The 20677-nt window shown below is 38.5% G+C and carries 24 protein-coding genes, 1 pseudogene and 1 riboswitch; of the genes and pseudogenes, 7 read left to right on the top strand and 18 right to left on the bottom strand.

Annotation, left to right across the window (positions count from 1 at the left end):
- Positions 1-4: 4 nt before the first annotated feature.
- From AC1VNJ_RS15885 to AC1VNJ_RS15865, 5 genes are all read right to left on the bottom strand, one after another.
- Complete coding sequence (locus AC1VNJ_RS15885; RefSeq protein WP_028414067.1) at positions 5-1186, bottom strand: trans-sulfuration enzyme family protein; 1182 nt, start codon at positions 1184-1186, stop codon at positions 5-7.
- Complete coding sequence (locus tag AC1VNJ_RS15880) at positions 1167-2315, bottom strand: trans-sulfuration enzyme family protein (RefSeq protein WP_049163646.1); 1149 nt, start codon at positions 2313-2315, stop codon at positions 1167-1169. The genes AC1VNJ_RS15885 and AC1VNJ_RS15880 overlap by 20 nt, the downstream gene beginning before the upstream one ends.
- 71 nt (positions 2316-2386) lie before the next feature.
- Positions 2387-2504: riboswitch (SAM riboswitch) on the bottom strand.
- Positions 2505-2670: 166 nt separating this feature from the next.
- Positions 2671-3333: a hypothetical protein gene (locus AC1VNJ_RS15875; RefSeq protein WP_028414069.1), complete on the bottom strand. Its 663-nt coding sequence runs from the start codon at positions 3331-3333 to the stop codon at positions 2671-2673.
- 69 nt (positions 3334-3402) lie between these two features.
- Entirely contained in the window at positions 3403-4494 is a 1092-nt protein-coding gene (locus AC1VNJ_RS15870; protein ID WP_482641039.1) for a spore coat protein, read from the bottom strand.
- A 131-nt stretch (positions 4495-4625) separates the two neighbouring features.
- The gene (locus AC1VNJ_RS15865; protein WP_049163639.1) at positions 4626-5711 is read right to left on the bottom strand and encodes a CotH kinase family protein; all 1086 of its coding nucleotides are present in this window, start codon (positions 5709-5711) and stop codon (positions 4626-4628) included.
- 171 nt (positions 5712-5882) lie between these two features.
- Here AC1VNJ_RS15865 and AC1VNJ_RS15860 point away from each other — a divergent pair, with 171 nt between their 5' ends.
- Both AC1VNJ_RS15860 and AC1VNJ_RS15855 read left to right on the top strand, forming a co-directional pair.
- Positions 5883-6425: a CotG/ExsB N-terminal domain-containing protein gene (locus AC1VNJ_RS15860; RefSeq protein ID WP_482641038.1), complete on the top strand. Its 543-nt coding sequence runs from the start codon at positions 5883-5885 to the stop codon at positions 6423-6425.
- Positions 6426-6576: 151 nt separating this feature from the next.
- Positions 6577-6723, top strand: a complete 147-nt coding sequence (locus AC1VNJ_RS15855; protein WP_482641037.1) for a hypothetical protein — start codon at positions 6577-6579, stop codon at positions 6721-6723.
- A 31-nt stretch (positions 6724-6754) separates the two neighbouring features.
- Here the strand turns inward: AC1VNJ_RS15855 and AC1VNJ_RS15850 are convergent, their stop codons facing one another.
- Positions 6755-7168: a YppG family protein gene (locus AC1VNJ_RS15850; protein ID WP_013056116.1), complete on the bottom strand. Its 414-nt coding sequence runs from the start codon at positions 7166-7168 to the stop codon at positions 6755-6757.
- A 229-nt stretch (positions 7169-7397) separates the two neighbouring features.
- Between AC1VNJ_RS15850 and AC1VNJ_RS15845 the strand changes: the two genes are divergently transcribed.
- Positions 7398-7592 carry a YppF family protein gene (locus AC1VNJ_RS15845; protein ID WP_013056115.1) on the top strand — a complete coding sequence of 65 codons (195 nt, stop codon included), beginning with the start codon at positions 7398-7400 and terminating at the stop codon, positions 7590-7592.
- A 125-nt stretch (positions 7593-7717) separates the two neighbouring features.
- Positions 7718-7888, top strand: coding sequence for a hypothetical protein (locus AC1VNJ_RS15840; protein ID WP_165573332.1), 171 nt, complete (start codon positions 7718-7720; stop codon positions 7886-7888).
- Here AC1VNJ_RS15840 and AC1VNJ_RS15835 read toward each other — a convergent pair.
- From AC1VNJ_RS15835 to AC1VNJ_RS15825, 3 genes and pseudogenes are all read right to left on the bottom strand, one after another.
- Positions 7868-8116: pseudogene (locus AC1VNJ_RS15835) on the bottom strand (hypothetical protein). The gene AC1VNJ_RS15840 and the pseudogene AC1VNJ_RS15835 sit on opposite strands and share 21 nt — an antisense overlap.
- Before the next feature lie 168 nt (positions 8117-8284).
- Positions 8285-8635 carry a YppE family protein gene (locus AC1VNJ_RS15830; protein WP_013056113.1) on the bottom strand — a complete coding sequence of 117 codons (351 nt, stop codon included), beginning with the start codon at positions 8633-8635 and terminating at the stop codon, positions 8285-8287.
- A gap of 45 nt (positions 8636-8680) precedes the next feature.
- Positions 8681-8935: a hypothetical protein gene (locus AC1VNJ_RS15825; protein WP_033578427.1), complete on the bottom strand. Its 255-nt coding sequence runs from the start codon at positions 8933-8935 to the stop codon at positions 8681-8683.
- A 227-nt stretch (positions 8936-9162) separates the two neighbouring features.
- Between AC1VNJ_RS15825 and AC1VNJ_RS15820 the strand changes: the two genes are divergently transcribed.
- Complete coding sequence (locus tag AC1VNJ_RS15820; protein ID WP_016763465.1) at positions 9163-9264, top strand: hypothetical protein; 102 nt, start codon at positions 9163-9165, stop codon at positions 9262-9264.
- Between the two features lie 11 nt (positions 9265-9275).
- Here AC1VNJ_RS15820 and AC1VNJ_RS15815 read toward each other — a convergent pair whose 3' ends face one another.
- Positions 9276-10268 carry a DUF2515 family protein gene (locus AC1VNJ_RS15815; protein WP_482641036.1) on the bottom strand — a complete coding sequence of 331 codons (993 nt, stop codon included), beginning with the start codon at positions 10266-10268 and terminating at the stop codon, positions 9276-9278.
- 73 nt (positions 10269-10341) lie between these two features.
- Between AC1VNJ_RS15815 and recU the strand changes: the two genes are divergently transcribed.
- Together recU and AC1VNJ_RS15805 are read left to right on the top strand one after the other, a co-directional pair.
- Positions 10342-10941, top strand: a complete 600-nt coding sequence (recU, locus tag AC1VNJ_RS15810) for a Holliday junction resolvase RecU (protein WP_328173729.1) — start codon at positions 10342-10344, stop codon at positions 10939-10941.
- A gap of 63 nt (positions 10942-11004) precedes the next feature.
- Positions 11005-13830, top strand: coding sequence for a transglycosylase domain-containing protein (locus AC1VNJ_RS15805; protein ID WP_482641035.1), 2826 nt, complete (start codon positions 11005-11007; stop codon positions 13828-13830).
- A gap of 35 nt (positions 13831-13865) precedes the next feature.
- Here the strand turns inward: AC1VNJ_RS15805 and AC1VNJ_RS15800 are convergent, their stop codons facing one another.
- The 8 genes from AC1VNJ_RS15800 to AC1VNJ_RS15765 all read right to left on the bottom strand — a co-directional run bounded on the left by AC1VNJ_RS15800 (position 13866) and on the right by AC1VNJ_RS15765 (position 20629).
- On the bottom strand, positions 13866-14366 hold the full coding sequence (locus tag AC1VNJ_RS15800) for a YpoC family protein (protein ID WP_482641034.1): 501 nt from the start codon (positions 14364-14366) through the stop codon (positions 13866-13868).
- Positions 14353-15024 (bottom strand): endonuclease III, encoded by a 672-nt coding sequence (nth, locus tag AC1VNJ_RS15795; RefSeq protein ID WP_033578424.1) that lies wholly within the window; start codon positions 15022-15024, stop codon positions 14353-14355. Before nth ends, AC1VNJ_RS15800 begins: the two co-directional genes overlap by 14 nt.
- 140 nt (positions 15025-15164) lie before the next feature.
- A complete protein-coding gene (locus AC1VNJ_RS15790; RefSeq protein ID WP_016763459.1) occupies positions 15165-15872 on the bottom strand; it encodes a DnaD domain-containing protein in 708 nt (235 codons plus the stop codon).
- A gap of 334 nt (positions 15873-16206) precedes the next feature.
- Positions 16207-17499: an asparagine--tRNA ligase gene (gene asnS, locus AC1VNJ_RS15785; RefSeq protein WP_033578423.1), complete on the bottom strand. Its 1293-nt coding sequence runs from the start codon at positions 17497-17499 to the stop codon at positions 16207-16209.
- Positions 17500-17654: 155 nt separating this feature from the next.
- Positions 17655-18839, bottom strand: coding sequence for a pyridoxal phosphate-dependent aminotransferase (locus tag AC1VNJ_RS15780; RefSeq protein ID WP_013082327.1), 1185 nt, complete (start codon positions 18837-18839; stop codon positions 17655-17657).
- Positions 18840-18972: 133 nt separating this feature from the next.
- Positions 18973-19461, bottom strand: a complete 489-nt coding sequence (locus AC1VNJ_RS15775) for a cell wall elongation regulator TseB-like domain-containing protein (RefSeq protein ID WP_013056103.1) — start codon at positions 19459-19461, stop codon at positions 18973-18975.
- Positions 19462-19472: 11 nt separating this feature from the next.
- The gene (locus tag AC1VNJ_RS15770; RefSeq protein WP_013056102.1) at positions 19473-19643 is read right to left on the bottom strand and encodes a YpmA family protein; all 171 of its coding nucleotides are present in this window, start codon (positions 19641-19643) and stop codon (positions 19473-19475) included.
- 188 nt (positions 19644-19831) lie between these two features.
- Positions 19832-20629 (bottom strand): ComEC/Rec2 family competence protein, encoded by a 798-nt coding sequence (locus AC1VNJ_RS15765; RefSeq protein ID WP_047751376.1) that lies wholly within the window; start codon positions 20627-20629, stop codon positions 19832-19834.
- Positions 20630-20677: the final 48 nt, after the last annotated feature.

The following is a 20677-nucleotide window of genomic DNA, read 5'->3' as shown; positions in this document are numbered from 1 at the left end:
TTTTTTATTTAATTAACGCTTTTTCTTCTAAGCTTTGAAAAACAGCGTTAAAGTCTTGCTTCAAATCCTCGAATTCCTCTAACCCTACTGAAAGGCGAAGAAGTGAATCAGTAATTCCTTTTTCTTCACGTACTTCTTTTGGGATACTTGCATGAGACATTGTTGCAGGATGCGTGAGAATGGATTCAACTGCACCTAGACTAACGCCAATTGAAGCTAATTTGACTCCTTGTAAAATATGTCGTGCTACTTTTTCATCCTGCACTTGGAAAGAAATCATAGCTCCGTATCCATTTGCTTGTTCTGAAATGAGTTTGTGGTCCGGATGACTTTTTAAGCCCGGGTAGTATACACGGCTCACTAGAGATTGTTCTTCAAGCCACTTTGCAAACTGCAGCGCTGTTTTTAACTGCTGATCTAAACGAACTTTTAATGTCTTAATGCCTCGAAGCAGTAAAAAACAATCCTGTGGTCCCAAGATAGCACCAAAAGCATTTTGTACAAACTTTACTTCTTCCGCTAGCTTTTCATCGCTTACCACAACTAGACCGCCAATGACGTCACTGTGGCCGCTGATATATTTTGTAGCACTATGAATGACAATATTTACACCAAGGTCAATCGGCTGCTGTAGATAAGGTGTTAAAAACGTGTTATCCACAATTGTAAGGAGATTGTGCTCCTTCGCCAAACTTGCTACTGCTTTAATATCCGTTACCTGTAAAAATGGATTTGAAGGGCTTTCGATATAAATAGCCTTCGTATCTTTTGTAATAGCTTCTTCTACTTTCTCAACCTTCGTTGTATCAACAAAAGTTGTTTTGATACCAAACTTTGAAAATAATCGTGTTAATACACGATATGTCCCGCCGTACGTATCGTGTGAAACTAAAATTTCATCCCCTGATTCAAAAATAGATAACACCGATGAAATAGCAGCCATACCTGATGAAAAAGCAAAACCAGCGTATCCATTTTCTAGCTGAGCAATAGTGTTTTCTAAAGCCTCACGCGTTGGGTTTCCTGAACGAGAATAGTCATAGCGGCCGTTGTTCGTCTCATCTTCTTGGTTAAATGTAGATACTTGATAAATAGGTACGTTAACCGCTCCAAAATGACCGTCAATTCCTGTATTTGCATGAATTAAGTTCGTACCAAATCTATGTTTATTGTTGTTGGTATGCATCAAATGCCTCCTTTAAATCTTTAATTAAATCATCTGCGTGCTCAATTCCAACTGATAATCGAAGTAAACAGTTTGTTACTCCGACACGATTTCGAATTTCCTCCGGAATGTCAGCGTGTGTTTGACGAGCTGGGAATGTCATTAAACTTTCCACGCCTCCTAAGCTTTCTGCAAATGTAATAACTTTAACATTTTCTAAAAGTACTGACACGATGTCAGGGTGTGAGACAGCAAAAGAAATCATGCCTCCAAATCCAGTTGCTTGTTTCTTCATGATTTCATAGCCCGGATGTGTTTCAAGACCAGGGTAATACACTTTTTCCACGAGATCATGAGCAGTAAGCCAATTTGCAATTTTCAGTGCGTTTTCGTTATGTTTTTCCATACGAAGCGCTAGCGTCTTAATACCGCGCAATAACAGCCAGCTATCTTGTGGACCTAAGATTGCCCCAGCTGCATTTTGATAAAAACGAATTTTTTCTCCTAAGCTACTACATCGAGCGACTACAAGACCAGCAACTACATCATTATGACCCCCAATGTATTTGCTTGCACTATGTATCACAATATCTGCTCCAAGCTCTAAAGGACGCTGATAGTAAGGGGACATGAATGTATTGTCAATGATAGTAAGCAAATCATGCTGTTTAGCTAACGCAATTGCTTCTGGCAAATCAGTCACGTGCATCATTGGATTTGTAGGTGTTTCAATGAATAAAGCTTTCGTGTTGGGACGAAGCGCATCTTTTACTTGCTCGAGATGGGCTGTGTTGACGTACGAAACAGTAATTCCTTGCTCTGAAAAGATTTCATTTAGTACTCGGTACGTTCCTCCGTATAAATCCTCTGATACAATTAAATGATCTCCGTTTTTAAATAGCGCTAAAACTGACATTACACCCGCCATTCCTGAAGCGAATGCTACTCCTACTTCGCCTTTTTCTAAAGCAGCAATTGCTTCTTCCAATGCCGTACGAGTAGGATTTGCCGTACGTGCATAGTCAAATCCTGTACTTTGCCCTAAAGCAGGATGAGCAAATGTTGATGCTTGGTAAATGGGTGTTGTAATAGAACCTGTTGAAGGGTCACGACCTACTCCTGAACGAACTAATAAAGTTTCAATTTTCATCTATTTCTCTCCTTAACTCAAAATAAAAAACACTCTTCACAGATGGAAGAGTGTTCGTTTATACACGATTTCTCTCATCTGTTAGAACAATACTGATGTTCCACAGGAATTAGCACCGTTCAAATGAATGTTTCATTTGATGGTTGCCGGGCATCGCAGGGCCAGTCCCTCCGCCACTCTTGATAAGAGTTCTATATAATTGTTGGTGGTTAACGTTTGTTGTTACTAACTTTAATAAAGATTTTCTTTATTGTCAACATAATTTTCTAAAAAATTTAAATCATCTCATTTGTTTATTCAATATACTTGTCCTGATAAGTACATAAAAAAAGAGACGACACCGAGGTCTCTTTTTCTAAGGCAAGTGCACAGATTTTACGTGAGCTAACTTCCAATACATACTTTCTCCATTTGCCGTAATTAGTTCAACAATATTATTAGAAACTTCTTTAAGTACGCCAATTTTTTCTGATTGATCCCCTAAATCTAATACGACCAGTTGATTTTCATATTTTTTAAGCTGCTCTTCAAAGTTTCTGACAAAAGGTGCAGAGGCAGGCCTTACTGGGAGCTCTTTGTCACTTAAAGAATAAGGGGTTAACTCATTACTATAAGGGGTAAGCCATTTCAAATGATGTAGAGAAACAAAGACATTTTTATACACTGGAGAATAAAACACAAGATAATCATTCAGCACGCTTGTAATATAGCCATGCAATGATTTTCCTCCTGTTACATAAATTTCAATAAATTTCCCTTTTGCCTGCTGTAAAATATTACGATAAGAAATCCGCTGACTTTCTTCTATTAAGTTCTCTTCTATGGTTCGTAAAGGTGTATAATCTTCTTCTGAAACCTCTCGCAAGCGATGTATGTGTAAAAGAGGAATATACAAATAATCATGTCCATTATATAAAACCATTACATCTAACCCGAGATCAACAAGTTTTCCTATAAACGTTGTTTTCCCTGATATATCGACTTCAACAATTTTATCAATATAATGATTCATACTCATTCTCATTCTCCTCCTTTTTCCTATATGATAGAAAAGGTGCTTTATAAGCACCTTTTACGTTCCAGTTCGTCATGCTTTCCAACGATAATTTTTCGTTTTAATAACTTTTTCACCTGGTGTTGAAGAGCGTGAACCCGTACGGCGTCCTCCCGAGCGATCGTCTGTGCGACCTCCTGTACGTCTTCCGGTACGTCTTCCGGTACGGTCTCCAGTACGGCCATCCGTGCGACCTCCGGTTCTATCTACTGTAGTTGACTCTTGCATAGAATCTTCTTCATTTGTATCTCCATTTTGCTCAGAATTTTCTTCATTTTGCTTGAAAGATCCTTTTGATCCTAAGGCAATGGTTTTTACGTGTCTTGGTTGTAAACGTAAAACTTGATTATTTTGTACAAGAGTAAAGTTTCCACTGCGGCTTTGAACTAATACACCTTCCACAGCCTCTGGGCCTCCACCGTTAATAGCTACCCATCTATGTGAAAACTCTTCAAACAGTTCATTAAAACTTTTCGCTTTGATATAATCAGGTGTTTCTTCAACTAATAATGGATTTTGCGGAACAACAGGTGTATTTTTGCTTACAACTTCACTTACACTCTTTATATGCTCTACATTGATATAAACGACGCCGTCATCTTCTGTTAATAATACGACATACGCAGATTCAAATGAGCCTAATACGTCAAGGATTTTACCCACTTTCTTCTCTGGACCACCTTGATTTATTTGCACCTGCTTATCTTTCATTAATAATAGAGTACCTGCAAATGTGTTAGCTCTGTGAAGTTCTACTTCACTATTAAATCCAGAAAATGTTTGTGCCGAATTAGACTTCGTATCCTCTGTAATGCTTTTAACATGGGCAAGCTGATAATAAATAAATGTATACTGCTGCTGTGGAATAAGCTGAGCCGGCTGATTATTTTGCTGGTTGTTATTTTGATTTGTTTCAAGAGCAAGTGTTAAATAATCTGATTGAACGTCAATTAAATATCCCGTTTTAGATTCAGGCCCTCCGCGATAGACAGTTACTACTCTCCCTTTTAATGGTTTAAAGTGGGCAGAGTAGCCCGTGCTTTCAGATTGTTGAACTTTACGAGCGCGACTACGATTGGCATTTTGAGTTTGGTCTTGATTTTGGTCGTAGTAATAGTTACTCATTATTTTTCCTCCTTATTAATTGTCCTTATTGGTCATTCATAATGTATATATACGTATCATGTACAGCTATTGTCTTCCTGCATTTGCCTATTATTCTTAAATTCCACTTTTGCCTATCAGTCTAGTAAAATTCAAAAATCAAAAAGATGACTTTTAATGTACGCTGTTCGGTCTTTTACGAAAGAAAGCATAAGGTCTGGTTCCTTATGGAATTGCTCCAAGTTATCTTTTACGTAAGGATCTTTTAATACATATGGAGCAATATACTCATGCAGTTGATAAATGATTGGTTTCATGTATTCTATTGTAAATTGATTATTTAGAACATTGTTCATTTTTTGAATATATCTCTTTTTAATGCTGTTCACCGCCAGTAAGCGAGCTGTAAGCGTATTAAATCCTTGTGCACGGACATAGTCTCCTTCCATTACTTTTCCATTTACATCTCTTCCCCAAGTTGCATCATAATCCCATGGAATTAGTTCAAAGCGCCCGCTTTCATGATTTAGATAGAGCGCATAGTTATGGACAAAACCGTCGTAATTCTGCATACAAATAATACCGACTAACCAAGATAAGTAGCGGTCGACGTTCAGGTACTTCTCAATATTCTGTTCGAATTCCGTATTTGTCCATGTATTAAGATTAAATATAAACTTTTCTAATTTTTCCTCGTCTCCTTCTCTCACTGCTTTATCTTCATATCCAGATAACAAAGTTGTTTTTGGCTTTTTATCCAAATCGCTCATCAAAGAAAAATTAGCATCTCCGTCTACTGCATAAAATATAGATCCATCCGCTAAATTTCTTTTTTTCAAAAATAGTTCATCTACCGATTCGAGCTGAAGATATATTCCTTCATTTTTCCCATTAATCTTAAGAGTGACAAACTGAGAGTGGGGAGATAAAACATCTAAAGAAGAGAAAAAATCGAGGGACAATTTGTTACGCATAAGCGATGGATCTTTGTATTCAGCGTTTAGGTGTATTTCTTTGGCGCGCTGAAATATTTTCGGAGAATAAAATTCAATATAATATGACTTTTTCTTCATCTTCCGAATATGTGAGCCTCTTAGGAGCAAATCAATATCGTAGCGTTTTTTGTTAAACTTCATCGTTGCCTGAACCGCTTCTTCTGACCAAATATCTCTTTGCATTTCCTTTAAATCTTTTACATTCACAAACAGAGCGTATTGAGGGACTTCTTTTTGCTTCATGATTCGACCACCTTTCTTCAATTATTAAAGTATATGAAGGGTAAATTCTCCATGATACCCCGCAGCATCAACTATTTCCGCAAACTCCACTTTTGACTCATATCAAGGACAAGCATCAGCGCGTATTCTATTAATGCAAGACCTAGTCCAATTGACAAGGAGGTTTTTGTATTGCATATTACACCTGAAGAAATTAAAGAGGCTGCTGAAGCCCTAGAATGTACAGAACTGAAATCTTTTATGTTTCAAGAGCCAACTGCCGGTCCACTAACAAAGGCACGTCGCTCTTCTCGTAGCACTGGCCGCCGCTCTCGCCGTTCTACCCGCGGTACGCGTCGCTCTTCTCGCGGCTCTCGTCGTTCTACTCGCCGTTCTCGTCGTTCTACTCGCGGCTCTCGCCGTTCTACTCGCGGCTCTCGTCGTTCTACTCGCGGCTCTCGTCGTTCTACTCGCCGCTCTCGCCGTTCTACTCGCCGTTCTCGCCGTTCTACTCGCCGCTCTCGTCGTTCTACTCGCCGCTCTCGTCGTTCTACTCGCCGTTCTCGCCGTTCTACTCGCGGCTCTCGTCGTTCTACTCGCCGCTCTCGTCGTTCGACTCGCCGCTCTCGTCGTTCTACTCGCCGCTCTCGTCGTTCTACTCGCCGCTCTCGTCGTTCTACTCGCGGCTCTCGTCGTTCTACTCGCCGCTCTCGTCGTTCTACTCGCCGCTCTTAATTTCTCTAAACACTCATCTTTATTGCAAAAAAACGCCGAAGAACTACGAATGTCTTCGGCGTTTTTTTCCACTTATAGAAGGTGCACATTTGGAAATATACTAAGATGGAGCGTTATTCATTTTACATAGAAATAGAAAAGGAGAGCTTTTATGAAAAAAAATAAGCATCGAATTTTAACTTCATCAACCACAGATGTCGAAGAAATCAAACGTTTAAATGCGCAGTCTGGACTAACTTACAATGAAGTATTTGCACTTCTTGGAGAAACCTATTTGAAAAATCAACAGAAAAAATAATAAGCTGGGACTAGAAAATAACTTCTAGTCCTTATACTTTGAAAATCCCGGAAAATCCTTTTACTAAGGATGTTAATTGGTTCATAGCTCCCATCATCTGCCCGGCAGTATTCATCATCTTGTTCATATCGTAATTGCCATCACTCGATTTAAACTGAGACATTAATGACTGAAATTGAGATGGCTGAGGCTTTTGCTGCTGAGCTTTAGGGTATGGATTAAAAGGCGCACCTGCATTGTTGTACATGGGCTGCTGGTACATTCCGTTCATATAGGGAATTTGCTGAGGGCCAAAAGGCATTTGTTGCTGAGCGTAAGGATGTTGCGGCATATAAGCTTCCGTCCATGGCTGCTGGTGATACTGTGGAAATGGATGTACCTGACTTAAATCAAAACGTTCTGGTTGATGTTGCTCATAATACGGATAGTGCTTACTTGTATACATGCAAAATCAATACCTCCTTTTTAATATTACATAATATATAGTATGTATGCAGAAATAAGAGGTGACGTTCGTCTACTTGTACTTTTGGAGAACGTATTCAAAAATATGTAGGTTTCTGTCGAAAGTTTAAATTTTTCAAAAAAACGAGATTATTCAAATATATGGTACGATAAGAACAAGTGATACTACGATACGTAGTGGCACAAATGGGGATTAGGAGGGAATTTACATGTATGTGAACGAACTTCAAGAAGCTTTTATAGCGGTGAAACAATATGAGCCGCAGTCAAGTAATGAATTACTCGATTTTGCTCAGCAGCAGTATTTAAAAGGTTTTTTAACTCCTATGAATTACAAAGCCGCTGTACGTGAACTCGAACAAATTGGAGCTACTAAGCCTGATTTTAGTGCACAAGATGATTAATTTTTTTACTACCACTGAGAAATCGGTGGTTTCTTTGTTTCCTATAAAGTGGACACATACTTCTTTTTTGACTTGTTTATACTATAAAGGCTTTAACGTAGTATTCAATAAAGGAGGTTTATTTCATGAGTCGTGGAAAACATTTTGATCATAAAAAACAAGGACAAAGTGCAGTAAATAAAACAAATAACGCCGTTGCTTCTAAACATACCGAAAAAGTTGATTATCATATCGATACAGTTGCTTCACAAGATCACCCAGCTGTTTCTATCCAATCACAAAAAGATTTTGATTAACTTTTTATTGATCATGATAAAAAGAGGCTGGGACATAACAAAATGAATCCAATCTAGAAACGAACAAATGGGATACATGAGCTGAACCGCTTATGACACCGCAGTTGATCTCGGTGCAAGGCTTCGCTTTCCGCGGGCGGCCGCTGAGCCTCCTCGTCGCGTACGCTCCTGCGGGGTCTCATCTGTTCCGCTTTTCCCGCAGGAGTCTTCGCCTTGCCCTCCAATCAACTGCTAGAAGGAACAAGACAAATGAAACCTATGCCTCTCATCAAAAAAAACGAACTACGAATCAAAATTTTTGATCGATAGTTCGTTTTTAAATTCGTGTGAAATACTTTTGTCACAATCTCACACATAGAAAATCCCCACCTTGTAGATCTTAACGGAAGGCCGGGATTAATTATTCAATATCGACTCGAGCACATACTTATTTGAGTGATACATCTTTTTAAATCGCTTTTCTCGCGTCTCGGGATAAAATGACTGTAGTACAACGTTTTGTAAATTTTCTTTTAACGTCTCTACTTGATTAACATGAATATATTTTGGTCGCTCTTTCTTCAGCCATTCCGTTACGAGACTAGCCCATTCATCAAGTTCTTTGAAGAAAATGTCTCCATAAGGCTTTACTTCTTCAAAAAATTTCACTTCATAATTTTCTTCCTGTTGAATAGACGCTAATCGTTCTACAGCTACTTCATTATATTGAAACATGATCTCCGTACTTTTTTTCACATCTTCATTCATCGTTATTCGTCACCTCTACGATGACTATTGTAACATAAACAATCTTTATACTGTATGAAGAACCATTTCTCTTCGTCTTCTACTCCATTCTGTTTCGGAAGGCATGCTTTCATACACAGCTACTTCAATTTCTTGCAGCGATTGGTCAATGCGATGAACTTGTTCCATATATGTTTCTTCACAATGTGTAAATGCTTCATTTATAGATGTAGACATCGTTTTATCCACTAGATCTACTTGCTCTAGTAAGCTATCTAATAAAGTCATCATTTCGCTTGTTTTAACCATACTTTGTTTCATCGCCATCCCTCCAAATTTTCCTTTGCATAACGTATTCTCTTTTTTATTCAATGTCCCTTCACACATGACAAAACTAGTTTCTATTCGTCAAAGAAAGATGTTTTCGACATTTTCATTTATGGTGAATCGAAAGAGAACATATTGAAAACACTAGTATAGACATTTCAGCTAAGGAGATACATTCTGCTGCTGAACGTTCATTACAACATGATAGGAGGTGCCTAGACATGGCCAACAAACAGCAAAAATCACAGCCTAAAAATAAGCCTGAAACAAAAACCTACGGTGATCCTAAAAAGTTAAACGGTCCTAACCAGCCTTCTACTTAAGAACAAAACGGTCACTTGTGACCGTTTTTATTTACATTAACTACTTGCGCTACTTTCATTAATATATGCAGCTGCTTTTGCTTTTGAAGATACCACTTTGTAAAATGAACTTTCTTTGGAAAATGCGGCTTTTTCATGAGCTTTTGTTCCTCTTTTTTTGTTAAAAACCACTTTTCTCTCTTTTTTTCATGATGTCTAATAACCGGATACACCTTTCGAAGTGCAGGTGTACAACTGGTTTCATCCACAAAATACTGCTCATAATCGTATCTCGACCCCGTATGCTTTGTTTTCAAAGAAAATTCATAAAACAAGGGATAATACTTTTCATGAAATAATAAAGCCGCTAATTTCTTCCCCAAACCAATCCGGTTATTTACTTTTGTAAAATCATGAACAGAACAACCGTATAGCTCCCCTTTTGTAGTAGGAAAAAGGACGGAACTAAAGTGGAATATATCTTGAAAAAAAAACAGCATACTTTTAAATACTTTATCTTGATAAAAAGGCTGTTCAATAACGGGCTTTTGAATAACGTGCTGCTCATTTACAATTAACGCATGAATAAGCTGCAGTTCAGAAGGTTTCTGCATAAATTGCCTCCACTTTTCTTCGATAAAAGATGAAACATTTAAATAGGGAAGTAAATGAACGTAAGAGACATGTTTTTTACGCGAAACAGCATACAATAGTAATTGCGGGAAGGCATCTTTAAAAATAAGCCAATTTGCTCTTTCATACGTCAAAAATAATAAATCGCGCGTTTGCTTTGATAACGCTTTTTTCATTGGTTCTCCTTGCAAATCACACATATTCCACCCTGCGTTGCGCGATACCATACTTGCGAGAAATGCCCACTTTACTTCAGGATATCTATGATAAAAAGTTGCATAAGCTTGGGTTCTTGATATATTATCAATATTCAGCTTGTCTGTTGTTTTATTAATCGCCGTCAACAGCGCTTGTTCCGAACTATTGAGTGACATCTCTTCATCTTCTTTCATCTATTTTTATTTGTAGGATTTGGTATAATAGAATTTGTTTGTTTAATAGATTTACACTAAAGGAGTGATGGTTATGATTCGCTATCCTAACGGAAAGGCCTATAAGCCATTGAATACCAGCAGTCCTTCCCCTAAAAAGCTAGAAGCTAGCTATAGCAATCGTGGTATGACGCTGGAGGACGATTTAAACGAAACAAACGAATACTATGTTTCAAAAGGAATAGCCATTGTTCACAAAAAACCAACCCCTGTTCAAATTGTAAAAGTAGACTATCCGAAGAGAAGTGCCGCTGTTATCAAAGAAGCTTATTTTAAGCAGGCTTCTACTACAGACTATAATGGAATCTATAAAGGAAAACACCTTGACTTTGAAGCAAAAGAAACGAGAAATAAAACCTCATTTCCTCTGCGTAATTTTCATGAACATCAAATTGAACATATGAAGCAAATTGTGAAACAAAACGGGGTTTGTTTCGTTATATTAATGTTCTCTACTTTACAAGAAATATACTTGTTCGAAGCACAGTTCCTTTTTCCTTATTGGGATTCCATGAAAAAAGATGGACGAAAATCAATCCCTAAGGCAGATATTGAAAAAAAAGGACATTTCATCGAACTTGGTTACCATCCGAGAATCGATTACATAAAAACTATAGATAAATTATACTTTTAAGAGTATGATATATATGTTTACGGAAATCATTCTCTTACAATGCGTTGAAAGGTAGGAGTTTTTATGTCAGATAATTATCGCTCTCGTGAAGAACGACGAAGAGCTATGAATGACAACAAACCAGAAGGTAAATCTCAAGGAAAACCGAAAAAGAAGAAAAAAGGAGGCCTATTTCGTAAAATTGTTGCCGCAGTTTTACTGATAGGAATCATCGGGCTCATTGCCGGAGTGGGAACTTTTTTTGCTATGATAAGCGATGCTCCAAAAGTTGATGACTCGGTATTAAAAAACTCTTTTTCATCTAAAGTATATGCAAACGATGGAAAAACAGTTGTAAAAGAAATTGGAGCTCAAAAACGTACATATGTGCAATACGATGAAATCCCTCAAGTCGTCAAAAATGCATTTATCGCTACGGAAGACGTTCGTTTTTATAAACATCACGGCGTCGACTTTTACCGTATTGGCGGAGCATTAATGGCGAACTTTAAAAACGGCTTCGGTGCTGAGGGCGGTAGTACGATTACTCAGCAAGTGGTAAAGAATTCGTTCTTATCACCAAAGAAGACGGTTAAACGTAAAGTACAAGAAATGTGGTTAGCTTACCAACTTGAGCGCAAATATTCGAAGCAACAAATTCTTGAAATGTATTTAAACAAAATATATTTCGCATCAGGTGAAGTATACGGTATTGAACGAGCAGCTGAGAAATTTTACGGAGTTAAAAGCGTAAAAGATTTAACCCTTGATGAAGCTGCTATGTTGGCAGGCTTACCAAAAGCGCCAACTACTTATAACCCAGTTACAAACCCAGAGAATGCTACTAAACGCCGTAACACAGTATTAAACTTAATGGCTAAAAACGGCTTCATTACACAAGCCGAGGCCGACAAAGCAAAACAAGTAGATGTACAGGCTCACTTAGCTAAACAAACTGAATCAACATCTAAGTACGATGTATTTATTGATCAAGTAATCGAGGAAGTAAAAAAGAAAACAGACGCGGATCCATTTTCTGCGGGCTTAGAAATTTATACAACGCTTGACACGAATGCTCAGGACTATGTGGATGATGTGATGAATAACAAAGTAGTCAACTTCCCGAACGATAAATTCCAAGCAGGTCTTGTCGTTGTAGATAATGAAACAGGCGGTATTCAAGCAATTGGAGGCGGACGTAATCGTGTATCAGGCGGCTTAAACTTTGCAACAAATATGAGACGTCAGCCCGGCTCAACAATTAAGCCGATCTTAGATTACGGTCCAGCGATTGAGAACTTAAAGTGGTCTACTGGACAACCGCTAAAAGATGAAGAATATCATTATTCAAACGGCACGCCAATCCGAAATTTTGGACGCAACTATAAAGGTTGGGTTTCAGCGCGTGAAGCTTTAGGACGTTCACTGAACATCCCTGCTTTAAAAGCGTTCCAAGCAACCGGTGCGGACAAAGCAAAAGAGTTCGCTACGGGCCTTGGGCTAAAATTAGATGAAGAAGACGGCGAAGCTTATTCTGAATCTTATTCTATCGGAGGCTTCCGTACAGGTGTTACACCTCTACAAATGGCTGGAGCCTATAGTGCTTTTGCAAATGAAGGTATGTACAATGCACCGCATACGGTGACAAAGGTAAAATTCCCTGATGGAACAGAAATTGATTTAACGCCAAAACCAAAACGCGCAATGCAAGATTACACGGCATTTATGATGACGGACATGATGAAATCTGTTGTAAACGAATCATATGGTACAGCTCGTGCTGTTCGTACACCAGGATTAGAAATTGCGGGTAAAACGGGAACTTCGAACTTTAGTGCTGCAGAAAAGCAACGATACAATATTCCAGACGCTGGTGAAAAAGACGTTTGGTTTAATGGATTTACGCCAAACTATACGATTTCCGTATGGACAGGCTATGAAACTGCTAAAGACGGCTATATTTTAAGTCCTAACGAAACAGGCATGGCAAAAAATATCTTTAAGCATGTTATTACTCATATTTCTGAAGGCAAACCTAAAGGAAGTTTCAAGCAGCCGGACAGCGTAGTTGAACGTTCCGTGGAAAAACCAACGGGCAAAGACTTAAAACGCCCAAGCGGCTCTACTCCTTCGAGCTTAATTACAAAAGAATACTTTGTGCGCGGTACTGCACCGACAAAAGTATCTCAAACGTTTGTGAAGAAAGAAAAAGAAGAAAAGAAAGAAGATAAAAAAGAGGACAAAAAAGAGAAAAAAGACAATAAAGATGTGAAGCCAAAAATTACTGCTTCGTATAGCGGAGGAGCAATTTCAGTTAACTGGTCAGCGTCAAACGCAGCCAGTGATACGACCTTTACAGTCACAATGTCATCTCCTAACGGTTCTGAACAACTCGCATCTGGCGCAGGAGCCGGTGGAAAAACAATTTCCAATCCAGCAGCAGGCGCAACGTACAGTTTCACCGTAACCACAAATACGGGCGAAAGCGCTAGTTCTTCTGTAAAAGTCCCTGATTCATCAGATCAAGCTACCGAAGATAATTCTACTAAGCCTGAAGATGACGGAACAACGGACGATAATCAAAATGAAGACAATAGCAACACTGATCAAAACAACGGCTCTGATCAAGGTGACGATTCATCTACTAAGCCGGATGATAACCAAAACAGCAATAATGGCAGCAATAGTGACGGTAGCAATAGCAGTAATAACGGCAATACCGATAATAACAATAACGATAGCGGCAATACTAACGATGGTAATAACAACAATAATAACGGAGGCACAACTCCTCCTCCAGCAGACAATGGTGGAAGTGACTCAGGAAGTCAAACACCACAAACTCCTGCTACACCATCGACGCCGTCAACACCTGCTACACCGCAGCAAGAGCCAACAACTGAAAATTAACGCAGCAGTAAAAAGCCCCTACACGTGTAGGGGCTTTATTTCTTGTGAAGAATAAGCATTTTTGCATACTGCTTACGCAGCTCATTAAATAATTCTGTCAGCTGAATATACGCTTGATAAGAAGAAACTCGCTGCAGCAAAAACATAAGTCTCTCAGCACAGTTAATAGGCTTATAGGTTAGGTCCGCTATGTCTTCTTGCAGCCGATTTAAACGCCGAACGGGCTGTCCATTAATCCAAAACAGTAAACTAATATACATAGCAGCAGCTTGTTTCATACAAGGCGCTGCTTCTTTTGCTTTTCGCTGAGAAAAAAGCGTATGCAGTTCTTCCCTTTGAGTTTCCCACTTTTCAAAAAATGGCCGTATGTTCTTTTGAACATCCCTCCAAGGTGTTTTCGTTTCTTTATGTACATCGTATAAAATATCATAAGCAAAATAATTTCTTCCATTTTTTGTATCTACTTCAAGAACCCGATCTTCTTTTGAATAAAATGGTTCGCATATGAAATGTGACGGCACTTCAATCGGTAACATCTGTCTTCTTCTCTTTTCCTTTCATTCGTTTCTTTCCTTCTCGGCAAAGCTCAAGAAGCGGGCAGACATGACATTGAGGAGACTGTGCTTTACAGTGATAGCGTCCAAAGAAGATAAGTCGATGATGCGTAACGGACCATTCATCTTTCGGAATTTTTCTCATCAGCGTTTTTTCTACTTCCAAAACGGAATCTTTCCACCTGCAAATCCCAAGGCGTTTACTTACACGTTCTACATGCGTGTCTACGGCTATTGACGGTACTCCAAAAGCTACGGATACAACAACATTAGCCGTCTTACGCCCTACTCCCGGAAGATTGGTCAGCTCATCACGATCTTTCGGAACTTCTCCTCCGTATTCATCAATGAGCATACGGCAGAGCTTTTGAATGTTTTTAGCTTTATTTCTATATAAGCCGATTGATCTAATATCTTGCTGCAGCTCTTCTAACGAAACGGCTAAATAGTCTTCAGGCGTTTGATATTTCTTGAATAAATCCGCTGTTACGCGGTTGACTAAAGCATCTGTGCACTGAGCAGATAGCGCCACAGCAATGACTAAATCAAAGGGATTCCGATGATTTAACTCACAGTGGGCGTCAGGAAACATTTCTGCCATAGCATCTAGGCACTGTCTGATTTGTTTTAACGTTAACATACTAGTTCTCCTTCTTCTTACAGGTAGTTCCCTCCTATTTTACAATAGGGTTCCTATCAAATGCTACTTTTGTCCACATTCTTTTAAAAAAGCTGCTTCAAGATTCAATTACTTGGATCTTGAAGCAGCTTTTTATCCTGTCATTGCTCTAGCCAGTTAAAAAAAGGAATGGCTGATGTAGACTGAGAAGGGTTAACAGAAGATAGTTTTTTGGGCTGTTGATTTTGACGAAATTTTTGGCTATGCTTGCGGGCTTGATCAATGGTCTGAATGCCATTTTTCTTCCATTCGAATAAAATACGATCAATATACCGGAAGTTTAATTTTCCAGACATCACCGACTCTCTTAGTGCCGCTTTAATAATAATGGGGTCATGATGATCTTGATCAATCCACATCGCTAGCGTTTCGCATTCAAACGGAGACAATGCTCTGCCAAACTCTTTTTCAAACATTGTATATAAATTAAGCTCTTCTTGTTCTTCTTCGCTTTTTTCTACTTCTCTTGTTTCTTGCATCATATGATGAATAAGCTTTTCCCAAAGCGGTTTTAATGAATAACGTTCACAAATAAGGGCGTTTTGCTGTTGATCTTGCTCAATAGATAAAAAGCCGCGCTGAATTAATGCTCGCAGCGTATCCATACACACAGCACTTGAAATACTCATTTTTGCCGCCAATTCGTTAGGTGTCGGGAAACCTTCACCGCCTTCAATGGAAACATAAATATGCATTAACGTCATGAATTCCGTTTCGTTCATTCCCAAATCGCTATAGTGATTAAACAGCAGCTTCGGAATTGAAACTGTGCCTTGTTCAAACCATTCAATTAACGTTTCTTTTTTCATATCCGAACACCTCAGTAGTTAGTATATCATGAAGTTTATAGTCAAAGTAATAATTATTCGAAGCTAAAAAGCTTCTATGTAAAACTTTCCGCTGAAACCGTACCATTGCTCTGCACATATAAAATATATACGAACGATGACTTCCTTCCAAGAATATTACACTAACTTATTTTTTGGAGAATTGCAACTCCCTTTTAAGTTAGACTCTCTTCTATGTTTGCCGTTGTTTCCTTGTGATATAAGTAAAAACCTCGTTTTTCTTTTCTTTTTATGATTCATAAAAAAAGCTAAAAAAGTATCCTGACTACAGGAGTCAGAATACTTTTTCACTTCCTTACGGGTATAAACGGTTTAATAAGCGTGGGAATGGAATCGTTTCACGAACGTGTTCTACGCCGCTAATCCATGCTACTGTACGCTCAAGGCCTAAACCAAATCCTGAATGTGGAACTGAGCCATACTTACGAAGCTCTAAATACCACTTGTATGTTTCTGTATCTAATTTGTGCTCTTCTACACGCTGAGCTAAAAGCTCTTGGTCATGAATACGTTCAGAGCCTCCAATGATTTCTCCGTAGCCTTCTGGTGCGATTAAGTCTGCACATAATACTACGTCTTCATTTGTTGGATCTGGCTGCATATAAAATGGTTTTAATGACGTTGGATAGTGTGTAATGAATACCGGCTTGTCATAGCTTTCTGCGATAGCCGTTTCATGCGGTGCTCCAAAGTCATCTCCCCACTGAATGTCTGTAAATCCTTTTTCATGTAAGAATTTAAGAGCCTCATCGTACGAAATACGAGGGAATGGCGCTTTAATTTGTTCTAACTTAGATGTATCACGGCCTAGTACATTTAACTCTAACTTACAGTTTGTTAAAACAGACTGTACGACATGAGACACATACTCTTCCTGTACTTTCAAGTTATCTTCGAATTGGTAGAAAGCCATCTCTGGTTCAATCATCCAAAACTCAATTAAATGACGGCGTGTTTTAGATTTTTCAGCGCGGAACGTTGGACCGAATGAAAATACTTTTCCAAGCGCCATTGCCGCTGCTTCCATATAAAGCTGTCCACTTTGAGAAAGATATGCATCTTCGTCAAAATATTTCGTGTGGAATAATTCTGTTGTTCCTTCAGGAGCACTTCCTGTTAGGATTGGAGGATCTACTTTTGTAAACCCGTTTTCGTTAAAGAATTCATACGTTGCACGAATGATTTCGTTACGAACCTTCATAACAGCATGTTGACGTTTAGAACGCAGCCATAAATGACGGTTATCCATTAAGAACTCTGTTCCATGTTCTTTTGGCGTAATTGGGTAATCAACAGCTTCATGAATAACTTCAAGGCTTGTAACTGTTAACTCATAGCCAAACGGTGAGCGCTCATCTTCGCGTACCACACCTGTTACATATAGTGATGATTCTTGCGTCATAGATTTAGCTAATTTAAAAGTTTCTTCTTCTACTTCAGCTTTTACAACTACCCCTTGCATGAATCCTGATCCATCGCGCAGCTGTAAAAAGGCAATTTTACCACTTGAACGTTTATTCGCTAACCAAGCACCAATTGTTACTTCTTTTCCTACATGCTTGTTTGCTTCTGAAATCGTAATTTTCACGATTAATATCCCTCCAAAAAACTTACATTTCGTAATTATGTATGCCATCCTATTATACATTTCGACAAACATAATAACAAGTAACAAACAAAAAGAGCCTTCTAACACGTGTGATTTGTGCTAAAAGGCTCTTTTGTTTTTAAATATAATCTTTTTTATTTCATATGACGAGTCATGAATGATTGAATTCGTTCCAATGCCTTTTCTAGCAGATCTAGTGATGTAGCATAAGAAAGACGTACGTTTTCAGGTGAACCGAATCCTGATCCAGGCACTAGCGCTACCTTCTCTTCTTCTAAAATAGCTTCTACCCATGCATCAACTGTATCAAAGCCAGTTAACTTTGCAGCTTCAATTGCATTAGGGAATAAGTAGAAAGCACCCTGTGGTTTTAAGCATGAGAACCCTGGAATGTTAATCAGCTTTTCATGAATTACGTTTAGACGCTCTTCAAAAGCTTGTCGCATCATTTCCACCGGCTCCTGAGTGCCGTTATAAGCAGCGATTGTTGCATATTGAGCAATAGATGTTGGATTTGACGTGCTGTGACTCGCTAGGTTTGTCATCGCTTTAATAACTGTAGCATCACCAGCTGCATATCCAATGCGCCAGCCCGTCATGGAATGTGACTTAGAAACACCGTTAATGATAATTGTTTTTTCTTTTAACGCTGGTGAAAGCTGTGCAATCGATACATGTTCATTTTGACCATACACAAGCTTTTCATAAATTTCATCTGATACGATAAAAATATCGTGCTTCAAGCAAACTTCTCCTAAAGCTTGAAGCTCTTCTCTTGTGTAAATCATACCCGTTGGGTTGCTTGGTGAATTGATAATAACAGCTTTGGTTTTAGCAGTAATAGCCGCTTCTAATTGTTCAGGTGTGATTTTAAATTCGTTATTTTCAGAACCTTCAACGAATACGGGTGTACCTTCTGCTAACTTTACTTGCTCAGGATAACTTACCCAGTAAGGAGTTGGGATAATTACTTCGTCACCTTCGTCTAACAGAACTTGAAATAACGTATACAGTGCGTGCTTAGCACCTGTACAAACAATAATTTCAGAAGGTGAATACGTCAGGCCTTGATCGCGTTTGAATTTTTCAATTACCGCTTCTTTTAATGGTGCAAGACCGCCTGCTGGCGTATATTTTGTCTGACCATCATTCATTGCTGTAACAGCCGCTTCTAAAATGTGCTGCGGCGTATTAAAATCAGGTTCCCCTGCTCCAAGTCCAATCACATCATGACCAGCCGCTTTCAATTCTTTCGCTTTTGCTGTAATCGCTAATGTTGATGATGGCGTTAATGCTGATACACGTTTTGCTAACTTCACTAAAATCTCCCCCTATGAACTAAAGCTATAATCAGCCCGCAGGCTGATTATAGATAAAAAATTGGCTTCATTTTCATAAAGCGCTGAAATCTTATATTATGACACATATGACATTTCATATGGTATAAACGATTTATGATTGAGATAAGCTGTATCGTTTTATAAATTCACCGCTAGAGAAATCAAGATAATAGTATGTTAAATGTTTCTTATCTTTATCCACATATGTTACTTCCCACAGCGGCTTTTTATTTTCAATGCCTAGGCGCACCGACTTAATTTCCTGCGGATTTTTATCATTTTTCACAATGGAAATGGCTTTCTCTTTTGTGATCCCGCTGCTTGCTTTCTTTAAAACAGCTGTTTGTTTTTTGCTTTTAGGCATCCAAGCAATTACCTTTTGATTGCTTCGGTTTGTACCTTCTACTACATAAAATGCATGATTGCCGAAATATGGCTGGGTGCTTGTGACAGATTTCAAATTAAATTCTTTTTTTGCTTGAGATGCTGCTTTTTCCTCAGCAGACTGAACATCCTTCACAGACGAGTGATAAATGCTAAAAGAAATTCCTCCGATAATTAAAAGCACAGCAGCTACCGCTACAATAATTAACTTTTTCATAAAATCCCTACTTATGTACGATAAATTGTAAATACAGCTTTGCTTTGATCTTCTTCATCTAACGCTAATCCGAACATCAAATCTTGCTTTTTCAACGTGCGATTCAAACTATCAACAATTTTATATAAATCCGAGGAATTTTCCACGCGGACAGTTGATAATACTTCAATCCTGCTTTCCATTGTAAACCTCCTAGCTCGTCTATCACGACGCAAAAATGACGATATCCGTATTATAACAGGTATCAAAAACCATCGTCATCTTTTTCACTCATCAATCCAGCCCGTACGTTTTGCGTAAAAACCGAATAAATAAGTAAACATATATAATATTATAAGGAATTTACCTCTTTTTGCAAAAGGAAATTTGTTTATTTTGCAGAAAATTTCATCACATCATAGGATTTTAGCGACATTTTAATAGAGTAAGCGCTCCCCTCTCTTACGTCATATAATTCAATCCATTCAGCTGTTAAATTTGAAAGCAGTCGAGGGGAATAGGAACGCCCTGGTTTCGTAAACGCAACGGCAAGCTGTATATCTAATTGCTTCAAAAATGTATTCGAAAAAAACGTTCCCTCTCCAAAATTAGGAATTTTCAATATATCTACATGAGTAAGGGGAATGCGTAAAAACTTTTCCTCTACTTCATCTGAGCCGCTCATGGCATATAGAACTCGGTGCTCTCCAATCGTGAATAATAGATCCATAGCCGCTGTTTTTTGCTTCGATGCATGCAAGACATCAACGTGTATATTATCCGTTAACTGAAATAAATCATTTTCTTTCCACTTCTCTGTTTGAAATTCCGCCTGGTACTGAGCCGGCACAATAATACGCTCTATATGATAATCCTTCACAGCTCGCTGAACATTTGAATCATAGTACTTTTGCTGTTTCGTAATTATTAATTGGTTGATTTTTTTTACTTTATATCGCTGCAGCCACTTGTTTAGCTCGGGATAGGAAGATGCACTCCCGGTATTTACTAAAATCGCCTCACCGCTTCCGTCTTGAATCAGACTTGCTTCTCCATCTGAAAGAGGCAGAAAGGTGATCACTACTTCATCAGCTTGCAAACCAAAATCTACGTTTTTAATGACGGCTGCTGAAACCGAACAGGTCATAAAACTAAAAAACAGTACAGCACTTAGCAATATTTTAATCATACACTGTCCTCATTTGCTTATCATAGTATATTACTATCGTCTCTCAAG

The organism is Priestia sp. 3CA3 (assembly GCF_056836725.1).
The sequence above is the reverse complement of the archived record's forward strand: the minus strand, read 5'-3'. Positions and strand labels throughout refer to the sequence as shown.